This window comes from Aquimarina pacifica (assembly GCF_000520955.1).
Taxonomy (GTDB): Bacteria; Bacteroidota; Bacteroidia; order Flavobacteriales; family Flavobacteriaceae; genus Aquimarina; species Aquimarina pacifica.
This window is the reverse complement of record NZ_JACC01000050.1, coordinates 1-23,648: the sequence shown is the minus strand read 5'-3', so window position 1 is coordinate 23,648 and position 23,648 is coordinate 1. Positions and strand designations below refer to the sequence as shown.

The following is a 23,648-nucleotide window of genomic DNA, read 5'->3' as shown; positions in this document are numbered from 1 at the left end:
TTTGAATTTTGATAAATAGTCAACAAAAAGCTTGCAAATAGATCATAAATTGAAATATTTGTAAAAATTAGTACTTTTACTTTTTAAAAACGCAATATATCATGGCAGTATCACTTATAGATTTTGGTATTCAAGAAGCATTACAACAATTAGGAATAGAATTGCATAATAAAGGGACTTCTACAGGCTCTACTTGGTATTCTTCAGAAGAAGAAATCACTTCATTCTCTCCAGTAGATGGTAAACTGATTGCAGAGGTAGAAAGTACTTCTATAGATGATTATGAGAAAGTAATTGAAACTGCAGCAGAAGCATATAAGTTATGGCGTGTACAACCTGCACCACTGCGGGGAGACATAGTAAGACAATTCGGAGAAGCATTAAGAAAATTAAAAGAACCATTAGGGAAACTTGTTTCATATGAGATGGGGAAATCCTATCAAGAAGGCTTGGGAGAAGTGCAGGAGATGATTGATATCTGTGATTTTGCTGTAGGTCTATCCCGTCAGTTGCACGGATTTACGATGCACTCAGAACGACCAGGTCATAGAATGTACGAACAATATCATCCCCTAGGAATCGTAGGAATAATATCAGCATTTAATTTTCCGGTAGCTGTTTGGGCTTGGAATACTGCCTTAGCATGGATTTGTGGAGATGTATGCGTTTGGAAACCAAGCGAAAAAACTCCATTATGTGGTATTGCTTGTCAACATATAATTGCTAAAGTTTTACGTGACAATCAACTTCCAGAAGGGATTTCATGTTTGATTAACGGCAACTATAAAGTAGGAGAGATGATGACTACTGATAAAAGAATCCCTTTGATCTCTGCAACAGGTTCAACAAGAATGGGAAAAATAGTAGCGGCAACAGTAGGGCAAAGACTAGGAAAATCTCTTTTAGAATTAGGAGGGAATAATGCCATTATAGTTACTCCAGATGCAGATATAAAAATGACGGTAATAGGTGCCGTTTTTGGTGCTGTGGGTACAGCAGGTCAACGGTGTACTTCTACACGTAGATTGATTATTCATGAAGATGTTTATGATGCTGTAAAAAATGCTGTGGTTGACGCATATAAGCAATTAAAGATTGGAAATCCACTAGATGAAAATAATCATGTTGGTCCATTAATTGACACGGATGCCGTGAATGGATATAAAAATGCATTACAGAAAGTAGTGGATCAAGGAGGTAATATTATTGTCGAAGGTGGCGTGCTTTCGGGAGACGGTTATGAAAGCGGTTGCTATGTGAAACCTGCCATAGCAGAAGCTAATAATTCTTTCGAAATTGTACAACATGAAACTTTTGCCCCGGTACTTTATCTTTTAAAATATAGTGGGAGCGTAGAAAACGCTATCGATATTCAAAACGGAGTTGCTCAAGGGCTTTCATCAGCAATTATGACAAATAATCTAAGAGAGGCAGAACTTTTTTTATCTCATGTAGGTTCTGATTGTGGTATTGCTAATGTAAATATAGGAACATCAGGTGCAGAAATAGGAGGAGCTTTTGGAGGCGAAAAAGAAACAGGTGGTGGTCGAGAATCAGGATCTGATGCCTGGAAAGTATATATGAGACGACAAACAAATACGATTAACTATACTACCGAGTTGCCATTAGCTCAAGGAATAAAATTTGATCTATAATCATTCTTAATAAGATAATAAAACGCAACCATCGATTCTGATGTACATCTTACTTAATACAATAATAAGATTAGAAATAGATGAATAGGTTTTTTTTAATTGGTATACTAACGTTACTTTTTGCGTGTTCGAATGATGAGGATAAAACAGAGAACCCCATTCTCTGCACTGAAGAAGCAAGACCAGGAATTGAGGTAACAGTAAAAGATGCTGAAGATGATACACTTCTGATTGAAGAGGTACAAGTAGTAATAACCGAAGGTGATTATTCTGAATCATTAGAAAACTTTTCTGGTAGTGCTTTGTTTTTGGGAGCATATGAAAGACCGGGCTCTTACATAGTAATTGTAACCAAATCAGGATATAATACTTTTACAAGTGACCCTATTGTTGTTGGAGAAGATTTATGCCATGTAATTACCGAAAGCGTCGAGGTTTTATTGGTGAAAAGCCAATGAATTTCTGATTTTGCCTAATTTTTAGGAAAAAAAATCGATTTTTTAAGTTATATTTGTGAATTACTCACAAATCAACTTAGAAAATGAAAAAAGTTTTATTTTATCTCAAACATAATGTTTGTGCATTATCTCTTGTTGTAGCTACCGCGTCAGTTAGTGCACAACAACCCACAGCTAATCATGCTGCAACACCCCATAATAAAGGACATCAGGTGTATAAAATGTCCAAGTTATATGACAATTTACAAAAGGCCGAACGTGTTCCTGACAATGCTCAGGACCGTAGTTCTTTTGAATTTATGAGACTGGCTGATCCTTCAGGTAAAATTCCTGACGGAATTAGAAAAGCAGAGGTTGAGTTTTCTTCTAAAATAGGTACAGGAGACGATTCTCAAAAGTCACTTGCCATTGCTGCAAAATCATCTAAAGCAAGTACATATTCTAATTGGCAAAACAGAGGTCCTTATAATGTAGGAGGAAGAACCAGAGCGTTGGCAATAGACCGTACTAATGAAAATGTAATTCTAGCAGGAGGTGTTTCTGGTGGATTATGGCGTTCTGAAAATGGAGGTGAATCTTGGACAAAAGTAACACGATCTTTTCAGGATCCAAGTATTACGGATATAATACAAGACCCTAGATCATCAAAAAGTTTTACTTGGTATTATGTTTCTGGAGAAAGATATGGTAATTCAGCTTCGGCAGGTGGAGCATTTTATCAAGGATCAGGTGTGTATAAATCTCAAGATGGAGGGCGTACATGGGAACTTCTTAACTCAACGGTAAACCAAACTCCAGGTTCTTTTGATTCTGCGTTTGATCTTGTAAATTCTATCGCCATTGATCCGACTAATGGAGACTTATATTTAGGTACATTAACGGGTGTTCTAAGGTCACAAGACGGAGGAAATTCTTTTACCGAGGTATTGCCAGGTGGTTTTGATACCAAAGCAGAAGTAGCAATTTCTTCAACAGGTCAAATATATGCCACTATGGATTTTGGTAGTACTCCCGCAGGTTTTTTTACCTCTACAGATGGAGATACTTGGACAAATATTACACCAGCGGATTTTGGTACTGATTACGGAAGAACGGTTATCGAAATAGATCCGTCAAATGAAGATATTGTATATTTTCTTACACGTGATGCTGCAGGTTCTGGAGTGTTAAGTAAGTACGATGCTTCGGCAGCAACACCAGAAGATACTTGGACAGACCTTACTGCTAATTTACCATTATCATCAATAGGCGGTAGCGTAGGAAACCTTAACTTACAAGGAGAATACAATATGGTAATAGAAGTTAGTCCTGCAGATTCTAACCTTATGTTTGTAGGAGGTACAAACTTATATAGATCTACCACAGGATTTACTACGCCAGCAGGTCAGGAAAGCTGGATTGCAGGATACTCTCCTTTAAACAATGTTTCAGTATACACTGATCAGCACCCTGATCAGCACGTATTAATTTTTTATCCATCAAATCCAAACAAAGCACTATCAGGAAATGATGGAGGAGTATTCGTTACTGAGGATATAACAATGACACTTGATGATATAGAACCAGTAGACTGGACTTCTTTGAATAATGGGTATATTACAACGCAACCTTACCACGTTTCTTTTGATCCAGAAGCTAATAGTGATGATTTAGTTGCAGGTTTTCAGGATAATGGTACTTGGTTTACTTCTTCTACAAACACTACAGATGCTTGGATAGAAGATTTTGGAGGTGATGGTTCGTATAATGCTATAGCAGATGGAGGACTTACTAGGTACGTATCTTCACAAAATGGACGTGTATATAGGTTTAATTTTAATGAAGCTGGAGAGTTTCAATCATTTACTCGTGTACAGCCTGCTGCAGCAAGTGGCTTTTCATTTGTAGCACCATTTGTACTTGATCCTAATAACGACAATATTATGTATATGCCGGCAGGTAATACAATGTGGAGAAATAGGAATTTAGATGAAATTCCACTTTTTTCTAATGCAAGTACTACAGTAAATTGGACAGATTTGTCTAACGGGAATACCCCAGTTGGAACTGCTATTTTAGCATTAGATGTTTCTACCTATCCGGTTGCAAACAGATTATATTATGGTACGAGTACAGGAGAGATCTACAAAATGGATAATGCAAATATTGACGGTCAGGAAGGTATTGATATTTCTACCGGAAAAGGATTGCCAGCAGCTTTCATAAATGACATCAATGTAGATCCATCTGATTCTGATAGAGTGATTGTTACCTTTTCTAATTATGGAGTGATAAGTTTATTTCTTACTGAAAATGGCGGAGATACTTGGATGAATATTAGTGGTAACTTAGAGCAAAATGCTGATGGATCAGGTAATGGCCCTTCTGTACGTAGCACTGCATTTTTTGGAGGAAGTCAAGGAGTATTAGGAGCGAGATTACAAAGAATCTATGCTGCTACGAGTACTGGTCTTTACTATACCACTAGATTAAATGGAAGTAACACCGTTTGGAGAAAAGAAAATATTGTAATCGGTACTGCGGTTACTGATGAGGTAAAAACACGTAAAGATGGATTTATAGCTGTTGCTTCTCATGGTAATGGTTTGTATAGTGCAAAATTCCCATTGTTCAATGAATTACCAGAATCAGAATTAAGTGTAGCATATTTGCTATCTGATATTACATTATTTCAAAATTCTGAAGAAACAGAAGCAGAAATTGATATAACTGATTTGTTTGTTCATTCTGGGGGGGCTCCGATTGATATAGAGTTCTCAAATTCTAATCCTGACTTTGTAACAGCAACCTTAGAGGGGAACACAATAAAATTGGTGTATAACCGACTAATAATAGGAGATGAAGCAACGATTAGTCTCGTGGCAACAAGTGGAGAAGAAACAGTTGCCGAAGGATTCACTATTAGTGTTTCTGAGAAGGCAGTGTATGAACAAAATGATGCTTCGATTACAGTAATGCCATCTCAACTTTTTACTGATTTTGGTGGATTAGCCCAAACAGCAGACGATTTTACAGTAGCAGAAGGTGATACTTGGACTATAGAAAGAATTGTTGCATTTGGTGTAGCAAATAATACACCAACTTTTACCAGTGCAACCGTAGTAATTTATCAAGATAATTTGGGAGCACCTGGAGAAGAAGTATATAATAGTGGAGAACTTGCTCCTATTTCTGATGCTACAGATACGAATTTGAATTTGTTATTAAATGAGGCAGCGCAATTAGAAGAAGGGACCTATTGGTTATCAGTATATGCTAATTTGCCATTTAACCCAGATGCTACACAATGGTTTTGGTCCTCTCAAAATGGAGGCATCGGAGAGGAACCATTCTTTAGAGATAATTTAAATTTATTTGGTACAGGAGCAGTTGATTGGACTCCAGCTTCTTTATCACTCGGAAGACCACCTATTGATCAGATATTTCAGGTGTTTGGTGTTATAAGTAGCGAATCAACCGATACAAGTTCTGCTGCATTCGATGAGCCACTACTGGTACTAGATGAGTCAAAAGGAATCTCTGTAGGGCGCAATCCATCTTCGAGTACTTTCGAGGTTACTATAGGTGATTTAGATACAGATAAAGCACTTTCAATGAATGTTTATAACCTATTGGGAGAACGTGTGTTTACACAATCAGATGTTGAGAAAAGATCTACAGTTATTTGGGATGCCAGCAATTTGGTATCTGGGGTTTATATCCTTCAGATTGATGGTGCAAATATGCAGCCATTTAAATTGGTAAAACAATAATTTTGTAGTCAAATATATCATAAAAAGGAGTTGAATATTTCAACTCCTTTTTTGTTTTTAAAATAATGATAGGTTCTGATAGTGACTTTAGAATGATTTTTAATTTCGGAGTAATTGGGCATAATCATTGCTAGTAATAGTAAAAAGCAATTTAATATAATAAGATGAATAACTTTTTCTACATTTTGATTGTTGTATCTTTATTATCTTGTAAAGCAACTAGTGTGGCGCAAGAAGCAGATAAACCTGAAGAGTTGAATAAAAGCAAAATACAAAGACCTGCATTTGGTGACCCCAGAGATAATGAAATTACTAAAATGCCTGTTCAATTAGCGCCAAATACGGTAGGGTTTTTGGGAGCAATAAAAGAGTTGAAAAAAAATAATACTATTTGTAGCAAAAACTATAAAGTTAGTGCAATCATAAGAGTAGGAAAAATAACCAGTACGGGATCAGGTATTGTTAATGCGCTCTCAACTGATCAGGAATTTGAAATGGGATTTATAGGAGTAATTCCTAAAAATTTGGAGTCATTAAAAAGTGCCACAGAAGTTTCTTTTATGGCTAGAGAAAACCTTTGCTCTGATGATATGGGTACAAAATTGTACGAGATCTTTTCTTTTAAGATATTAGACTAAGAATTTTTTATATTTATGGATTACTATTTTTTTTCAGAAAGCCAAAATAGTAGTGCTACGACGATCAAAATAAGTAGAATAAAAAAGAAAATTTTCCAAAAAGAATATGGTCTTTTTCCTGATATTGCACCTGTTTGACCATTAATAAAAAAATTGTACTTCTTACCACTATATTGATATGCACTGATATATACGGGAAGCAAAATATGTTTAAATGTTTCATCTGTTAATCGCATTTGTATAGAGTTTATGCGCTGTGTATCACCCCCGATGTCTCTTTTTGCCCATAATTTTGCAATATGTTCTGCTTCTTTGGTAGAGGACAGATGTCCGTCTTTTAAAGGGATTGTATATTTTTCAGTTACAAAGCCGGCTAAAAAGCTACTATTAAAAGGTTGTAATGCTTTCAAATTCCAGTTTGATATCTTGGTCGGAATATGATTTTTTCGTTGATGAGACGCTTTAATAAGTGTGTCATCTACAAATCCTGATATATTTCCTCGGGTTGAGGTCCATCTTGTTCTACGTTCTTGACGGGTTCTAGTAACAGTTTTACCATTTACGGTTGCTTTGTAAGGAACATTGACGTAATAATAATCTCCACGCTTTCCTGTATAATCTGCATATAATTGAGCGTCAAAAGTCCAATATGGTAAATATAAACCTTTGGTGTTTTGAGGGTCTAATGCTGCCTTTTTTAAGTTATTAGGGGCAAACCATAATCCTTTAACCCATTTCGAAAATATCTGATGTGATTTTTTCTGATCAAATTGAAAAGGAAGGATGGCTCCTGGTAAAATCCAATCTTCTTTATATGCATCTTCAATTATCAAGGGCATTGTACAATAAACACAATGCAAGGATTTATAATTTTCTTCAATGTGTTGGTTTGCACCGCAATTTTTACAATGCAACATCATAATTTCTTCAGAATGAGATTGGGATCCCATTTCTGTCAGATAGGGTTTCAGAGCTAACTCTTTAAATCCATTTTGATCTTGTACAATAGTTTCTTGATGGTTACAATACTCACAAGTTATGGTGGTTGTACCAGGCTTATATTTTAATTCTGCACCACAATTAACACAGGATTTTTTTTGTTCCGAAACGGCTTTTTCTTCTTGCATATACGAGTATCATTTCTGGTTTTTTGATAAATAATTCTTATCAAAAATTTTACATGAATGTAAACGAAATAAATTTATGCTCCTGGTAATGGGGGAGGAGTGCTGCCACCAAGAAAGATTTTTAATTCTTCAATTTCTTTTAATGCGGCCCAATTAGCCATTCCTTGTTTCCATATTAAGACCTCTTTATTAATAGTTCGATTGGCAAATAAAGCTTTAAGTTGGTCAAATGACACGGGACCAGATTGCTGACCGTTCAGCGCATAAAAATACTGCACTTGTATTGGCATAGGTGGTGGTGTTACCGGTGTAGTTTGTTGCATTTGTTGTGGTTGCCCTGCCATTGGGTTCATCATGCCACCCATTTGTTGGGCAAGAACAAATCCCATTCCCATACCCATTCCTGCACCTGCTGTACCACCTTCATTGGCGGCGGCAGCTTCAATGGCTTTTGCGGTTTTGAATTTTGTTAATTTATCAAGATCAAGTTTGTCAATTCTGCTATATTCAAAAATCTCTTTTTTTAATTCTTCCGGCATAGAAACATTCTCGATATAGAATTTCTCTAACGAAATTCCTACACTATTGAATTCAGGTTGCATTACATCGAGACATGTTTCTGATAATTCACTAGTATTTGCTGCGTACAATTCTATGGGCAGGTTGGCTTCTCCTATCGTATCTGTAAATCGTGTTGCAATTAAACTTTTGAGATGTTCATTGATTTCAAAATTGGTAAAGTTGGCATCAGTACCTACAATATCAACAATAAATTTGCCGGGGTCATTAATTTTGAAAGCGTAGGTTCCGAAAGCTCGAATTTCTACTAATCCGAAACGATCATCATTGAGGGTAATTGGGTTTTTAGTCCCCCATTTTTCATCTGTAAAAAGATGAGTGTTTACGAAATATACTTCAGCTTTAAAAGGGCTGTTAAATCCATATTTCCAGCCTTTTAATGTCGCTAAAATAGGTAGGTTTTGTGTATTTAAAGTATAGGTTCCGGGCGTAAAAACATCAGCAAGTTGCCCTTCGTTAATAAAAACGGCCGTTTGTCCTTCTCTGACAATAAGTTTAGCTTCATTTTTTATTTCATTTTGATACCTTTCGAATCTATGTACGATTGTATCGTTGGTATTATCTAACCATTCTATTATGTCAATAAACTCATGGCTAAGTTTCTTTTTTATTTCGTCAAAAATTCCCATTGATGAATTGGTTTTAAAATTCGAGTTCTAAAGCTACAAAATAGAAATGGTAGAAGAAAAATTAATTTTAATTCCTTCCACTTTCATTCGGGTACAATGTATAGGCTGGGTCGCTTTGCCAGAATTCCTTGGTATTGACATCCATTATTGTTAAAGGTCCTTTGAAAGCTGCTCCTGTATCTAAATTCCAAACACAGGTAGCCTTGACAGGCGTCGTTTTATTGATGCGTGTAACAGGAGTGTGACCTATATAAATTTCGTTAAAAAGTAAAAGTCTTTTAGGGTAATTTATGTCTGTTTTTTTTAAGTTAGGGTCTATTGATAGAGCTGTTTCCCACAAGGTTCGGTCCCAATAAAACAGCTTGCTGAAGAATTCCCTGTCAGGACCATTGAGATTTGTAAAACCAGCATGTAAAAACAAACGGTTATTATCATCGATATGGTAATTAGTGAGATTCTCATAAAACTCATAATGGGTATTGAGTACTGAGTCTGCTAATTTAGCATATGAATCCATAGTCGCTTGGCCACCATGTTTTACCCACTCTGGATTGTTGGTCTTTTGCGTCAACCAAGTGTAACAGAGCTCATCATGATTTCCTCGTATAAAAATACAATCATGAGATGCTTTTAGTTTAATTAAAAAAGAAATGGTTTCTGCACAATCGCTCCAACCATCAACATAATCTCCTAGAAAAATAAGAGTATCACTGTTTGTTACGTTTGCTTTATCAAGAACTTGTTGTAGTGCCTTTAATGCACCATGTATATCTCCTATTACTAAGGTTCTGCCCATATTTGGTTTTTGGTGTTGGTTTGTTTTATGTTTAATTTTGGTTCTCTTGCAACTACATATTAACTGTATTTTACTTTTCTTAGTATCCTAATACTTTCTTTACATAGTAAATATGTGGCGTCATTATATTTTTTTAGATATGGTTTTGCTTCCTCTAATTTTTCTTTTGCATCAATAAAATTATTAAAATAGCATAACAAATAAGTCGCAGGTAGGTTAATAATATCTTTTGTGTCGTTTTTGGATAATGGGATTTGATTTTTTAATTTTTCTAATAGGGCGTTATTGCTATTGTATAAATGATGCAACGTTTTACGGTCGAATTGGGGAGGGTCGAATATGAGTTTTGTTTCGATATCATAGCTGCCGTTATTTTTAAAGGTAATTACAACTTCTTCTAGGGGATAATAGGAGAAGGTATCTTGTACTCCTAATTGCACATATTCAACTATTTTGAATTGATCATCCGTCAATGATATACTGACTTCATCTAGTTCAGAATAAAAGAGTTTTACGTGTTCATTTACAAGCTCAATATCTACTCTAGAATAATAGGTGGCTCCATTCTGTCTCTTTTCTTTACCTGCCCAACAAACAACAAAGTATTCTTTAAAAACTTTATAATTGGGATTATAGTCTTTTCGAGAATTCATAAAATCAAAAACACCGTCTAAGGTAAGTTCTATGTTGTTTTGAGCATGACTCTCGATAGAACTGACGATTTCAGAGTTAATATCTTTTATCTCAATATCAAATACCTTAGGCATACTAATACTACCTTCTCTAAAGAAAACAGATCCGCCATAATATTTCCAAATGTTTTTTCTGAGGGAACATATTTTGTTTCCTTGTGGCCGTATTGAAACCAAACCTACAACTTTGTCACTTGATAAATGCGGAAAAGGAATGTTTTCATAAGCAACAAGTGGCGGGTTTGATAGGTATGCATTTACAAGATTTTGAATTTTACTGTCATCAAAGAAATCTACTCCTATAATTTCATTATCTTCATCTTCTACACCAATAACAATATATGAGTTGTTTTTTGGATTAGAATTTGCTAGCGCACATATATGCTTCAGAAATTTAGCTTTCCCTTCTTTTTCACCAATATTTAGTCTACGTTTTTTGTCATAAAAACTATTTTCGTCGTTATGTGCGAGCAGATTTTTTATAAGTAAACGTTTGTTGATCATTCCTTTAGCAAATAGCCTTTGAGTCTGATTCTATCTTTTAAAAAATCAAGACCTTTTTAATTACATTCCAAAAAGACAGGGTTTTGTTATTTCTTTATTCCAAAAAACTAACGTCTAAATTTTAACAAAAATTAGAACGGGGCACTTTTTAAATATAAACATAACTATTTTTATTGGGTCAACAATATATTGATTATAAAGAAATTAAAAACTTTTGTTAACGACAGTACTATTTGCTTGTGCTGTGGGTAATACAATAAGATCTGAAATGTTAACGTGGTATGGTCTAGTAACTACAAATGCGATGATATCTGCAATGTCTTCGGGAGTGAGAGGATCAAAACCTTTGTAAACATTATTAGCCTTTTGATCATTATTTTTAAAACGAACATTACTAAACTCAGTTTCTACTAAGCCGGGGTGAATGGCTCCTACCCGAATGCCATGCGTATTAAGGTCTACTAGCATTCCTTTGTTTATGGCATCTACGGCATGTTTACTAGCACAATAGACATTTCCATTAGGGTAAACTTCTTTACCGGCAATAGAACCAATATTAATAATATGACCAGATTTTTGAGCAACCATTTTTGGTATTATTGCTTTAGATACATACAAGAGTCCCTTGACATTAATGTCAATCATCGCATCCCAATCTTCGAGACTACCAGTTTGTATAGGGTCTAGACCATGCGCATTGCCGGCATTATTAATAAGAATATCAATAGTGCTAAACGGAGGAGGCATGTTTGATAATGAAGAAAATACTTGTTTCTGATTTCTAACATCAAAACAAAGAATATGAACGTTAACTTTTTTTTCTAATTCTTCTTTGAGTTGGCGAAGCCTATCTTCTCTTCTACCACAGAGGACTAGGTTCATATTATGTTTTGATAATTCAATGGCGGTAGATTTTCCGATTCCGCTGGTAGTTCCTGTTATTAATGCTGTTTTCATAAAAAAGAAATATAATATAAAAAAAATGCAACACGATGTTTATTAATACGTCTTTTGATAATATCATCGTAAAAACGATAAGACTACGTATGCCTATTTTTTTAGAAAAATAGTTTAAAGATATAATAAAATTTGTGTTTAAAATTAATCATGAATATTACTTTTAACCCAGAATTAACAGGGGTAAATAAATTTATTTCGACAATTTGCATTGTTGGATTAGGAATATTAAATTCACGCCTTTAAAAAATAATTAGATGGAAGACAATAGTGTTATTGATATCGCTTCAATTAATCAGAAAATAGAGAAAGAATCTGCTTTTGTAGATTTACTGGTTATGGAAATCAACAAGGTAATTGTTGGCCAGAAACATATGGTAGAACGCCTATTAATTGGACTTTTAGGACAAGGGCATATTTTGCTTGAAGGGGTTCCCGGATTGGCAAAAACATTAGCAATTAATACCCTTTCTAAAGCTGTTCAAGGTAGTTTTAGCAGAATTCAGTTTACACCAGATTTGTTGCCAGCAGATGTAGTTGGGACACTGATTTTTAATATGAAGGAAAACGATTTTACCATAAAAAAAGGTCCGATTTTCGCAAATTTTGTTTTGGCAGATGAGATCAACCGTGCTCCCGCAAAAGTACAAAGTGCACTGCTAGAAGCAATGCAGGAAAAGCAGGTTACTATTGGGGATGAGACATTCATATTAGATAAACCTTTTCTGGTTATGGCAACGATGAATCCAGTTGAACAGGAAGGAACATACCCATTACCAGAGGCTCAAGTAGATCGTTTTATGTTAAAAACGGTAATAGATTATCCAAAATTAGATGAAGAACAACTTATAGTTCGAGCAAATCTCAAGGGATCATTTGAGCAAGTAAATCCAGTAGTTTCTGTAGAGCAGATCATTAGTGCTCAAAAAGCGGTAAGAGAAGTGTATATGGATGAAAAGATAGAGAAATATATCCTTGATATTATTTTTGCTACTCGTTATCCTGAGAAATATGGGCTAGAAGAATTAAAACCATTAATAAGTTTTGGAGCGTCACCTCGTGGAAGTATTAACCTGGCAACTGCGGCAAAATGTTATGCATTTATAAAACGCAGAGGATATGTAATACCTGAAGATGTTAGAGCCGTAATTCTTGATGTACTTCGTCACCGTATTGGTATTACTTACGAGGCCGAAGCAGAAAACGTTACTTCAGAGGATATTATAAATAAAATAGTGAATGAAATTGAAGTGCCATAGTCGTTTATTGTTTGAAGTTATAGATTTCAAATTCTGTGCAAAGAAACTTGAAATCCTGATAAGCTGAATACATCTGATACAAAATTATGGATACCAAAGAGTTATTAAAAAAAGTTCGGAAAATAGAAATTAAGACACGTCGTCTTAGTGATCACATCTTTGGCGGGGAGTATCATTCTACGTTCAAAGGTAGAGGGATGACCTTTAGTGAAGTAAGACAATATCAGTTCGGTGATGATGTTCGTAATATAGACTGGAATGTGACTGCAAGGTATAATGAACCTTATGTCAAGGTTTTTGAAGAGGAACGTGAACTAACAATGATGTTGATGGTAGATGTTTCTGGATCGCAATTATTTGGTACACAGGAACAATTTAAGAAAGGAATGGTTACAGAAATTGCAGCAACTCTTGCATTTTCTGCGACTCAGAATAATGATAAGATAGGCCTGATATTATTTACCGATGAAATAGAACTATTCATTCCTCCTAAGAAAGGAAGATCTCATGTATTAAGAATTATTAGAGAGTTATTAGAATTTGAACCAAAAAGTAAGAAAACTAATATTACAGAAGCTCTTAAGTTTTTGTCTAATGTTATGAAAAAGAAAGCTATAGTTTTTATACTTTCTGATTTTATTGCTGATGATTATCAACATACTCTAAAAATAGTTGGAGGAAAGCATGATGTTACAGGTATAAGAATATATGATAGGAGAGAAGAGGAGATTCCTAATTTGGGAATGGTGCAGATGGAGGATGAAGAAACGGGTGAACTCTTATTAGTGAATACAGGTTCTAAGAAAACGCGAGTAAACTATAGTAAGTTTTATAAGGAGAGAGCAGATTATTTTAGAGATAGTTTTACCCGAAGCGGAGCTGGCTCATTAAGTAGCAGAATCGATGAAAGTTACGTAAAAAAGTTATTAGGTTATTTTAAAAGAAGAGGGTAGTAGCAGCACGAATGAAAAATCATAAATTACAAATCAAGAATATAAAATTGATAAATATTAGATCATTAGTATTGATCGCACTTCTGATTATAGGATTTGATGGATATTCACAGGTTACAACTGATATTGATTCGACTTCAATCGTGATAGGAAGTGAGATTCGATACAAAATGATGATTGAAGCAGACTCAACTCAGATCGTTGTTTTTCCTGAGGGGCAGACGTTTACACCTCTTGAGGTAATAGAATCCCGAAAAATTGATACAGCAAAAAACGGGAAACGTTTTCAGTTGACCAAAGAGTATGCATTGACTCAATTTGATTCGGGACATTATACCATACCCCAACAAAAAGTAATGGTAGGAGATCAAGTCTTTCTTACAGATTCTCTAAAGATTGAAGTTCGAGATATCCTAGTCGATACTACTAAGCAGAAGATGTATCAGATAAAGCCATTGGTCGAGGTAGAAGCTTCTTTTTTTGATTGGAAAAAATGGATCTGGTGGATTCTAGTTCCATTAGTATTAATCGCCGTGATAGCACTTATTGTTTTTGGAAGGAATAAACGCATTTCTAAAAAAGAAAATGAGTTGCCACCTTATGAAAAAGCGATACTTGCACTACAGAGAATTGATAATTCAGACCTATTAGAAAAAGATTCTCACAAAGAATATTACTCTCAACTAAGTGACACGGCACGTAAATATATTGACGAAGAAGTCTATGATCATGCCATGGAAAGTACAACCGATGAGCTGATTGAGCGATTAGATAAAGAAATAAAATCTGGAAGCCTTAATTTGGATATAAACACAATCGAAGAGCTAAAAAGTGTTTTAAAAACTGCGGATATGGCTAAGTTTGCCAAATCTAGGCCTGATATTCTTACTGCAAAAGCAGATCGTAATGTTATCGAAAAAGTAATTCATAAGACAAAAGACGCGATACCCGAGCCCACAGAAGAAGAACTATTGGCTGACGAAGAATATAGAAGAACTGTTGCTCAAAAAAAACGACAAAAAACTATTCTTTTCGGTAGTTTAGGAGCTGTTCTTATAGTGTCACTAACGCTATTCATTTTTATATTGGTCAAAGGGTATGATGTCGTTAAAGATACATTATTAGGTCATCCGACAAAAGAATTAGCAGAAACCGAATGGATTACTAGTGCCTACGGATCACCACCAGTGACCATTGCAACTCCAAAGGTTTTAATTCGTAATAATTATAAGCTTTCTGAGGAGCAAAAACAAATCCTAAAGGGTAATGAAACCTTCGTCTACGGAAGTCTCATAGGTAGTTTTTATGTAGTTGTAAGTACGATGCAATATAATCAACCTACCGAAGTAGATTTGGATAAAGTTGTAGAAAGTGTTGTAACAACCTTTGAAAAAATGGGAGCTAAGAATATCTCTTTAAAAGATGAAGAGTATGAAACTTTAGGCGGAGCGAAAGGAATTAAGGTTTTTGGAAACCTTGAAGTAGAAAATAAAGTAACCAAGAAAACACAAAAGAACGAGTATTTAATGCTCAATTTTGCAGAAAATGGAGGGTTTCAACAAATAACTTTGGTATACGATATCGAGGATCGATATGCAAAGGGAGTTGCCGAACGAATAATCAACTCAGTAGAACTTAAAAGCGGCGAATAATAATGTTTGAAAATTTTACATTCGAGAATCCACAATTTTTTTGGTTGTTTTTGTTAATACCGTTGGTTATAGCATGGTATGTCTGGAAACGCAACAAACAACAACCTGCTTTAAAAATTTCTAGCATTTCAGGATTTAAAGTCTCAGGAAGTTGGTTAGCAAAATTAAAACCATTGCTATTTGTTTTAAGACTCATTGCATTATCACTGATAATTGTTGCATTGGCAAGACCAAGGACAATAGACGTATCTACAAAAACGAAAACCACCAAAGGAATCGATATAGTAATGTCAATCGATGTATCTGCTAGTATGCTTGCAAAAGATCTAAAACCTAATAGATTAGAAGCATTAAAAGATGTAGCAGCAGAGTTTATTAGAGATAGAGTAAGTGATCGTATAGGATTGGTGGTATATGCAGGAGAAAGTTTTACCAAAACACCAATTACTAGTGACAAATCAATCGTTTTGAGTAGTCTAAAAGATATAAAGTATGATAATGTTTTAGAAAACGGAACTGCAATTGGTATGGGACTTGCTACTTCTGTAAATAGATTGAAGGATAGTAAGGCTAAAAGTAAAGTTATAATTTTACTAACAGATGGTTCTAATAATGCAGGTTTTATAGACCCTAAAATTGCCTCTGAGTTGGCAGTAGAATATGGGATTAAGACATATACGATCGGTATTGGTACCAATGGTATGGCATTAACACCAGTAGCTATATTGCCTAATGGATCTTTTCAGTATGGCATGGGAAAAGTTGAAATAGACGAAAAACTGCTTAAAGAAATTGCATCTGTAACAGGAGGAAAGTATTTTAGAGCAACAAATAACAAAAAATTAGAAGAGATTTACAAGGAAATTGATACATTAGAAAGAACAGATATCGAAGAATTTAAATTCTATAATTATGAAGAAAAATTTAGGTTTTTGGTGCTTTTGGCAGGATTATTAATCTTCATCGAGTTTTTACTAAGATATACAGTGTTTAGAAGCTTTATTTGATGTTTAGAATATAAGTTGAACGTATTAATGTAGAAGTATAATTTTATATATGTATTTACTAGAAGAGAAAATATATTTTTGGTTGTTATTGGTTATCCCATTACTAATTTTAGTGTTTGTAGGGGTTTTGGTCTGGAAAAAAGCAACACAGAAAAAATTTGCAGATGCACCTTTGCTTAAAAAATTAAGCCCGGATCAATCTGTGTTTAAGTCTATTCTAAAAATTATGGTAATTAGTCTAGCGTTTGCCTGTCTTATCATGGCATTGGTAAATCCAAAAGTAGGTACCAAGCTAGAAACAGTAAAAAGAGAAGGTGTAGATGTCGTTTTTGCTATTGATGTATCCAAAAGTATGCTTGCAGAAGATATAGCTCCTAATAGACTAGAAAAATCAAAGCAATTAGTTACCCAAATTATCAACAATTTGGCAAGTGACCGCATTGGTATTATTGCATATGCAGCAAGTGCTTTTCCTCAGTTACCGATTACGACAGATTATGCTTCCGGAAAAATGTTTCTTCAGTCGATGAATACAGATATGCTATCATCACAAGGTACTGCTATTCATGAAGCAATAGAATTAGCAAAAACCTATTATAATGATGAAGAACAAACCAATAGAGTGCTGTTTATTATTAGTGATGGAGAAGATCATGAAGGTAATGTAGGAACGATTGCAGAAGAAGCTTCTAAAGAAGGTATTAGGATTTTTACAATAGGTGTTGGGTCCGAAAAAGGAGCACCTATTCCTATAAAAAGAAACGGTATTGTGCAAAGCTATAAGAAAAATAGTCAAGGTGGTACTGTAGTCACTAAGCTAAATAAAGCAACCTTACAGGAAATAGCTAATGAGGCAAATGGTGTATATATAGATGGTAAAAACACCAAAAGCGTAGTCGATGAAGTTACTACGGTTTTACAGGGAATGAATAAAAAAGAATTTGAAGCAAAGCAATTTGCAGATTTTAAGGATCGATTTCAATGGTTTTTGGTAGCAGGGTTATTATTACTGTTATTAGATGTTTTTCTATTAGAAAGAAAAACATCTTGGGTAAAAAAATTAAACCTGTTTAATGAAGAATAATAGATGTTTAGGCCATATGTATACTATAGTTTTGGCTAAATAAAGTAAAAGAAATGAAAAAAATAGGAGTTATTATTTTGTGCTTGCAGTTTGGAATTGTTTTTTCTCAAGATAAGAATCTCGAAAAATCAAGTAAAGAAGCTAATCAATATACCTCTATTGCGAATAATTTATTGGTAACAGATGGTAATTTTCCTAAGGCCGAAGGTGAGTATAGAAAGGCTATAGCAAAAAACCCAGTAGATGCTATTCCAAAATATAATTTGGGAAATGCATATTATGGTTCTGAAAAGTATGACGAAGCAACACAGCGATATAAAGAAGCGGCTGAAAACGCCACTACCAAGTTAGAAAAGCATAAGGCTTTTCATAACCAAGGTAATACCTACATGGAGCAAAAAAAATATAAAGAGGCAGTTGAGTCCTATAAAAATGCTCTTAGAAATAACCCTAAGGATAATGAAACAAGATATAATCTGGCACTTGCAAAGAAGATGTTAGAACAGCAAGAGAAAGAAAACGAACAAAACAAGGACGATAAAAATCAAGATAAAGATCAAGACAAGGATCAGGAAAATGAGGATAAGAAAGAAGGAGATGATAAGGAAGATAAGAAAGGTGATGAAGGAGATAAGGATCAGGATAAGGGAGAGGATCAGAAGGATAAAGGAGATGAAGGGGAAGATAAGAAAGATGAAAAAGAAGAAGGAAAGGATAAGGAAGAAAAAGATCCTAAAGATGACAAAAAAGATAAAGGAAGCGAAGGAGATGATGATAAGAAAGATGAAAAAGAAGGACAGCCTAAAGATCAAAAACAGGTGCAAGGTCAATTGTCACCCGAACAAGTTAAGAGTTTGTTAGAGGCAATGAACAATCAGGAGAAGAAAGTTCAGGACAAAATAAATGCAAAAAAGGCTCAAGGCTCAAAAATAAGAACAGATAAAGATTGGTAAAATATAGAATTCAATGAAGTTAAAACTAATTTTTATAACATTACTTCTGGCGGTTACACAAGTTTCAATGGCTCAGGTCAAGTTTGAAGCCAAAGTAAGCAAGAAAAAACTTGGTGTAAACGAACGATTACGAGTAGATTTTGAAATGAATCAAGACGGGGACAATTTTACACCACCGTCTTTTTCGGGGTTTACGGTAGTCGGTGGTCCAAATCAGTCGATTAGTAATTCATGGGTGAATGGTAAGAGATCCTATGCCAAAACCTATAGTTACTTTCTTGAGCCAACAACCAGAGGTAAGTTTACTATTAAGCAGGCAAGAATAGAGATAGGTGGTCAGACATATAAGACCTTACCTATAAGAATTGAAGTTACAGGAGCAGTCCAAAAACCAAAGGATGGCAATAACAGTGATTTTGTTGCAAGTGAAAATTTACATCTGGTAGCAGAGGTTTCTAAAGCTAACCCCTATCTCAATGAAGCAATAACGGTAGTATACAAGCTATATGTTAGTCCAAGAATCAGTGTGAGTAACTGGAGAGAATTAGATAGTCCTAAGTACAGCGACTTTTGGAGTCAGGCTATTGATATGAAGCAACTTAAGATTGAAAATGGCGAGTATAAAGGAGAGCCCTATCGATATGTGATTTTACGTAAAACAGTTTTATATCCACAGAAAACAGGAAAACTCAATATTGAACCACTTACCCTTACGGTTTCAGTTGATGTTCCCACAAATAGGAGAGATTTTTTTGGCGGCAGACTGTATTCAACGGTAAATAAGACTGTTGCTGCGGGTAATAGGGTAATAAATGTAAAAGCACTGCCAACAGAAGGAAAACCCGATGATTTTTCTGGTGCTGTTGGAGCATTTGATTTTAAAGTAACTACAAACAAAAAAGAGTTAGATGCTACCGAATCTCTAGATGCAAAAGTATTAGTGTCTGGTACAGGTAACCTTAAACTATTTGATCTGCCAAAACTTAATGTACCTAATGGATTAGAACAATATGAACCGCAACATAGCGAAAAGGTTAGAACTAATTTGACAGGTATGGGAGGTAATATTTCTGATGTCTATACCCTGGTTCCTCAGTTTAAGGGAAAATATCCTATACCTTCGATTTCATTCTCATATTTTGATCTTAAAACAGAATCTTATAAAAGAATCACATCTGATGAAATTGTTATTAATGTAAAAAGCGGTCCTGATGGAAGCGCTAATGCTCCCAATACAGGTTCAGAGAGCGCAGGTAAGAAGTTAGTTACACAAATAGGTAATCAGTTCAGATTTCTTAAGCTGAAGGCAAATCTAGAACCAATAAAAAAAGAGTATTTTTTTAAGTCTACAACTTATTGGGTGTTTTTAACGACTCCATTACTAGCCATTCCTTTATTCCTTTTCTTCGGTAAAAAGCGCCAAGAGCGATTAAATGATGTTCGCGGGAATAGAGTAAGAAAAGCAGATAAATTAGCTCGAAAATACCTTTCTGAAGCTAAGAAGAATTTAGGGGCTCAAAAAGAGTTTTATATCGCAATGGAAAAAGCATTGCACAATTACCTAAAAGCAAAGCTTAATATACAGACCAGTGATATGAGCAAAGATAGGATACAACGATTATTAAAGGAACGAGGGCTAGAAGAAAGTGTATCTATAGAGTTTATTGCGCTATTAGAGAGCTGTGAATTTGCAAGATATACACCTTCTTCAAGTACCGCAATGCAACAGGATTATGATAAGGCATCACGGGTAATTGCAACTATAGATAAACAATTATAACAAAGTATGAAGATGAAAAGGATAGTTCATATATGTGCATTTCTCACTTTAGCAATTGGGTTTTCGCAAGGAGAAGAAGCGTTTCAGAGAGGCAATTCACTTTATAATCAAGAAAAGTATCATGAAGCTATAGATGCATATAAAACGATTTTGGATAACCATCAGGAATCAGCAGAATTGTACTATAACCTGGGAAATGCTCAATACAAACTTAGTAATATAGGAGCAAGTATATATTATTATGAAAAAGCACTAAAATTAGCACCCAATGATCAAGACATAAAAAACAACTTGACTTTTGCTCAAAAAGCCACTATCGATGCAATAGATGTCATTCCCGAAGGCTTTGTCTCTAGAGCATTTAATGGAGTGACCAATACTTTTGATTTTGATGGATGGGCGTGGTTTTCTGTGATCTGTATTGTGCTATTTGTGCTTTTATTTATAGGATATTATACCTCTTTAACTTCTGTGAAGAAGAGGTTGTTTTTTTTGGGTTCATGGTTGTTTTTAGTTTTTGGAATTTTTAGTGTGTTTTTTGCTTTTCGACAGTATAATGGTTTTAAAAATAACCAATATGCCATTATTTTTGCAGAAGAAACAATTATAAAGAGCGAACCTAACCTACGTAGTGAAGAGGTTTTTGAATTACACGAAGGAACCAAGGTTAAAGTAATGGAGACGGTTAATGATTGGAAGAAAATTAAACTCTCTGATGGAAAAATAGGTTGGATTCCTGCGGTTGATCTCAAAGAATTATAATGTCTGAGTAGCATATAAACTATCAATGCGATTTTTCAAAGAATTTTATCATTCATTTAACAACTATTGAAAGTAATACTATTACTTTTGTGTGAAAAATAATCTTTTAGTGATTACAAGACTTCAAATATTAAAGATTCTAATTGTTTTGGGCTTTCTTCTAAATTTGGCCAATAACAGTGTGAATTTGGTCTGTATATTTACAGGTGACTCTAAGGCTACTCTTGTGTTAGATGAAACCGAAAATTCTGAAAAAAAAGAGAAAGAGACATCAGAAAAAGATGATCAGAAGGAAAAGGATAAAATTTCAGAGTTTTATGACAATAATGATAGCGTTTTGGCTAATATAGTGGTCAAGAAATATCCAGAACATTATGTATACAATATGTCTATTTATCTTGATCACATAACCCCTCCACCCCAATATAATTTGGTGTAATTGATTTCATTAATTTTTGATAAAATTTAGTAGAAGCATCCTTCGACAATCATAGGTCATCTTGGTTTTTTTATCATATATTCTTTGAGAAGTTGTTCCATAAATACTACGATATAGATAGCTAATTAGAGTTATAGATTCGTAGTTTTAAAAATTAGATTAATTAAAATCTATAAAGGTAATCACTACGATAAAGCCTTTGATCAGTTACAAGTATTTTAGATTGCAAATATTTTAAAATCAATTTTTATTAGATATTACTTTGATATCTATCATGAGCATTAAAAAAATTATATAGTTATGAGTGTTTTTAAGAATTTAAAAAATGACTTACCTGCAAGTATTGTGGTATTCTTCGTTGCTTTACCATTGTGTCTTGGTATTGCGCTAGCCAGTGGTGCACCTCTTTTTTCGGGCCTAATAGCCGGAATTGTCGGTGGTATTATTGTGGGAGCTCTAAGTGGATCCCAAATCGGAGTAAGTGGTCCTGCAGCAGGATTAGCCGCGATAGTATTGACATCTATTGGGGCTTTGGGAGGATATGAAAACTTTTTAGTAGCTGTAGTTCTTGGTGGTTTAATACAAATAGTATTCGGAGTTCTGAAAGCAGGAATTATTGGGTATTATTTTCCGTCTTCTGTAATTAAAGGAATGCTTACAGGAATAGGAATTATAATAATTTTAAAACAAATCCCTCACTTCTTTGGGTATGACTCAGACCCAGAAGGAGATTTTGCCTTTTTTCAGGTAGATGGCGAAAATACATTTTCAGAAATCATTAATTCTATCAATTTTATAAGCCCAGGAGCGACATTAATTGCTCTTATTGGTTTGGCTATATTGATATTATGGAACAACGTATTGTCAAAAAAGGGAAAAGTATTTCAGATTATTCAAGGACCACTGGTTGCTGTTGCCGTAGGAATTATTTTCTTTATTGTAACCCAAAATCATGGTAGTCTTGCAATATCAAAAGATCATTTGGTAAGTGTGCCAATTCCTGATAACTTTTCTTCATTTTTAGGGCAATTTAGTTTTCCGAATTTTGCAGTTATTTTTCAAATAGATGTATGGATTACTGCATTTACTATTGCATTAGTTGCAAGTTTAGAGACCTTACTTTGTGTAGAAGCAACTGATAAGTTGGATCCAGAAAAAAATGTAACACCTACCAATAGAGAATTATTGGCACAAGGAACCGGAAACGTAATTTCGGGTATGATCGGTGGATTGCCAATTACACAGGTAATAGTCCGAAGTTCTGCAAATATTCAATCTGGAGGAAAGTCAAAGATGTCTGCTATTATTCATGGATTTTTACTGTTAATTTCTGTAATAATAATTCCTAAATTACTTAACATGATTCCGTTATCAGTATTAGCATCAATACTATTAATCGTGGGGTATAAGTTAGCTAAGCCATCACTTTTTAAGAAAATGTATGATTTAGGATGGAAACAGTTTATTCCTTTTACCGTTACTGTAGTTGGGATTGTATTTACTGACCTTTTGGTAGGTATAGGTCTTGGTTTACTGGTTGGTATCGTAGTTATATTAATTAAAAGTTATCAAAATTCACATTTTCTGCATATTGAAGATAAAAGTAATGGGAAACACAAAATTAATATGACCTTGGCAGAAGAGGTAACCTTTTTTAATAAAGGTGCAATATTAAAAGAATTAGATAAACTTCCTGAAGATTCGTACTTGACTTTAGATGTTCGTAAAACAAGATATCTAGATAATGATATTATTGAGATTCTCGAAGATTTTTCAGAAAAAGCCGCAAATAGAAATATTGACATTCAATTAATTTCTGAGCGAGGGACCATAGAAAATCCGAAGAGTTATATCGAATTTTTTCAATTACGACCAAAAAAAGCATAATAAATAAAAAATATAAATACAATGAAAGCATATACTAAAGAAACACAAGCCCTTGTGACTCCTAAAGGAGCAGTAACACTACTAA

19 protein-coding genes are annotated in these 23,648 nt (G+C 34.3%); 14 read left to right on the top strand and 5 right to left on the bottom strand.

Features of this window, described 5'->3' with window-relative positions; all coding sequences use genetic code 11:
- Window positions 1-101 precede the first annotated feature (101 nt).
- The 4 genes from amaB to DZ60_RS0119535 all read left to right on the top strand — a co-directional run bounded on the left by amaB (window position 102) and on the right by DZ60_RS0119535 (window position 6,503).
- Entirely contained in the window at window positions 102-1,655 is a 1,554-nt protein-coding gene (amaB, locus tag DZ60_RS0119550) for an L-piperidine-6-carboxylate dehydrogenase (protein ID WP_025743706.1), read from the top strand.
- Between the two features lie 80 nt (window positions 1,656-1,735).
- Window positions 1,736-2,113, top strand: coding sequence for a peptidase associated/transthyretin-like domain-containing protein (locus DZ60_RS24480; protein ID WP_025743705.1), 378 nt, complete (start codon window positions 1,736-1,738; stop codon window positions 2,111-2,113).
- Window positions 2,114-2,196: 83 nt separating this feature from the next.
- Window positions 2,197-5,865, top strand: coding sequence for a T9SS type A sorting domain-containing protein (locus DZ60_RS24475; protein ID WP_025743704.1), 3,669 nt, complete (start codon window positions 2,197-2,199; stop codon window positions 5,863-5,865).
- Window positions 5,866-6,029: 164 nt separating this feature from the next.
- Window positions 6,030-6,503: a hypothetical protein gene (locus DZ60_RS0119535; protein ID WP_025743703.1), complete on the top strand. Its 474-nt coding sequence runs from the start codon at window positions 6,030-6,032 to the stop codon at window positions 6,501-6,503.
- Window positions 6,504-6,526: 23 nt separating this feature from the next.
- Here the strand turns inward: DZ60_RS0119535 and DZ60_RS0119530 are convergent, their stop codons facing one another.
- The 5 genes from DZ60_RS0119530 to DZ60_RS0119510 form a co-directional block, all read right to left on the bottom strand.
- Window positions 6,527-7,630 (bottom strand): hypothetical protein, encoded by a 1,104-nt coding sequence (locus DZ60_RS0119530; RefSeq protein WP_025743702.1) that lies wholly within the window; start codon window positions 7,628-7,630, stop codon window positions 6,527-6,529.
- Window positions 7,631-7,704: 74 nt separating this feature from the next.
- Window positions 7,705-8,838 (bottom strand): SPFH domain-containing protein, encoded by a 1,134-nt coding sequence (locus DZ60_RS0119525; protein ID WP_025743701.1) that lies wholly within the window; start codon window positions 8,836-8,838, stop codon window positions 7,705-7,707.
- A gap of 67 nt (window positions 8,839-8,905) precedes the next feature.
- Entirely contained in the window at window positions 8,906-9,634 is a 729-nt protein-coding gene (locus tag DZ60_RS0119520; protein ID WP_025743700.1) for a metallophosphoesterase family protein, read from the bottom strand.
- 59 nt (window positions 9,635-9,693) lie between these two features.
- Complete coding sequence (locus DZ60_RS0119515) at window positions 9,694-10,830, bottom strand: ATP-binding protein (protein WP_025743699.1); 1,137 nt, start codon at window positions 10,828-10,830, stop codon at window positions 9,694-9,696.
- A 204-nt stretch (window positions 10,831-11,034) separates the two neighbouring features.
- A complete protein-coding gene (locus DZ60_RS0119510) occupies window positions 11,035-11,787 on the bottom strand; it encodes an SDR family NAD(P)-dependent oxidoreductase (RefSeq protein ID WP_025743698.1) in 753 nt (250 codons plus the stop codon).
- 257 nt (window positions 11,788-12,044) lie between these two features.
- Here DZ60_RS0119510 and DZ60_RS0119505 point away from each other — a divergent pair, with 257 nt between their 5' ends.
- From DZ60_RS0119505 to DZ60_RS0119460, 10 genes are all read left to right on the top strand, one after another.
- Window positions 12,045-13,046 (top strand): AAA family ATPase, encoded by a 1,002-nt coding sequence (locus tag DZ60_RS0119505; protein ID WP_025743697.1) that lies wholly within the window; start codon window positions 12,045-12,047, stop codon window positions 13,044-13,046.
- 86 nt (window positions 13,047-13,132) lie between these two features.
- On the top strand, window positions 13,133-13,999 hold the full coding sequence (locus DZ60_RS0119500; protein ID WP_025743696.1) for a DUF58 domain-containing protein: 867 nt from the start codon (window positions 13,133-13,135) through the stop codon (window positions 13,997-13,999).
- An 11-nt stretch (window positions 14,000-14,010) separates the two neighbouring features.
- Complete coding sequence (locus DZ60_RS0119495) at window positions 14,011-15,651, top strand: hypothetical protein (protein WP_025743695.1); 1,641 nt, start codon at window positions 14,011-14,013, stop codon at window positions 15,649-15,651.
- A 2-nt stretch (window positions 15,652-15,653) separates the two neighbouring features.
- On the top strand, window positions 15,654-16,658 hold the full coding sequence (locus tag DZ60_RS0119490; RefSeq protein ID WP_025743694.1) for a vWA domain-containing protein: 1,005 nt from the start codon (window positions 15,654-15,656) through the stop codon (window positions 16,656-16,658).
- Window positions 16,659-16,707: 49 nt separating this feature from the next.
- Window positions 16,708-17,742 carry a VWA domain-containing protein gene (locus tag DZ60_RS0119485; RefSeq protein ID WP_025743693.1) on the top strand — a complete coding sequence of 345 codons (1,035 nt, stop codon included), beginning with the start codon at window positions 16,708-16,710 and terminating at the stop codon, window positions 17,740-17,742.
- Window positions 17,743-17,795: 53 nt separating this feature from the next.
- Window positions 17,796-18,695, top strand: a complete 900-nt coding sequence (locus tag DZ60_RS0119480; protein ID WP_025743692.1) for a tetratricopeptide repeat protein — start codon at window positions 17,796-17,798, stop codon at window positions 18,693-18,695.
- 13 nt (window positions 18,696-18,708) lie between these two features.
- Window positions 18,709-20,475: a BatD family protein gene (locus DZ60_RS0119475; protein ID WP_025743691.1), complete on the top strand. Its 1,767-nt coding sequence runs from the start codon at window positions 18,709-18,711 to the stop codon at window positions 20,473-20,475.
- 12 nt (window positions 20,476-20,487) lie between these two features.
- Window positions 20,488-21,237, top strand: a complete 750-nt coding sequence (locus tag DZ60_RS0119470; RefSeq protein ID WP_025743690.1) for a tetratricopeptide repeat protein — start codon at window positions 20,488-20,490, stop codon at window positions 21,235-21,237.
- 109 nt (window positions 21,238-21,346) lie between these two features.
- Window positions 21,347-21,676, top strand: coding sequence for a hypothetical protein (locus DZ60_RS0119465; protein WP_025743689.1), 330 nt, complete (start codon window positions 21,347-21,349; stop codon window positions 21,674-21,676).
- Between the two features lie 300 nt (window positions 21,677-21,976).
- Complete coding sequence (locus tag DZ60_RS0119460) at window positions 21,977-23,563, top strand: SulP family inorganic anion transporter (protein WP_025743688.1); 1,587 nt, start codon at window positions 21,977-21,979, stop codon at window positions 23,561-23,563.
- Window positions 23,564-23,648: the final 85 nt, after the last annotated feature.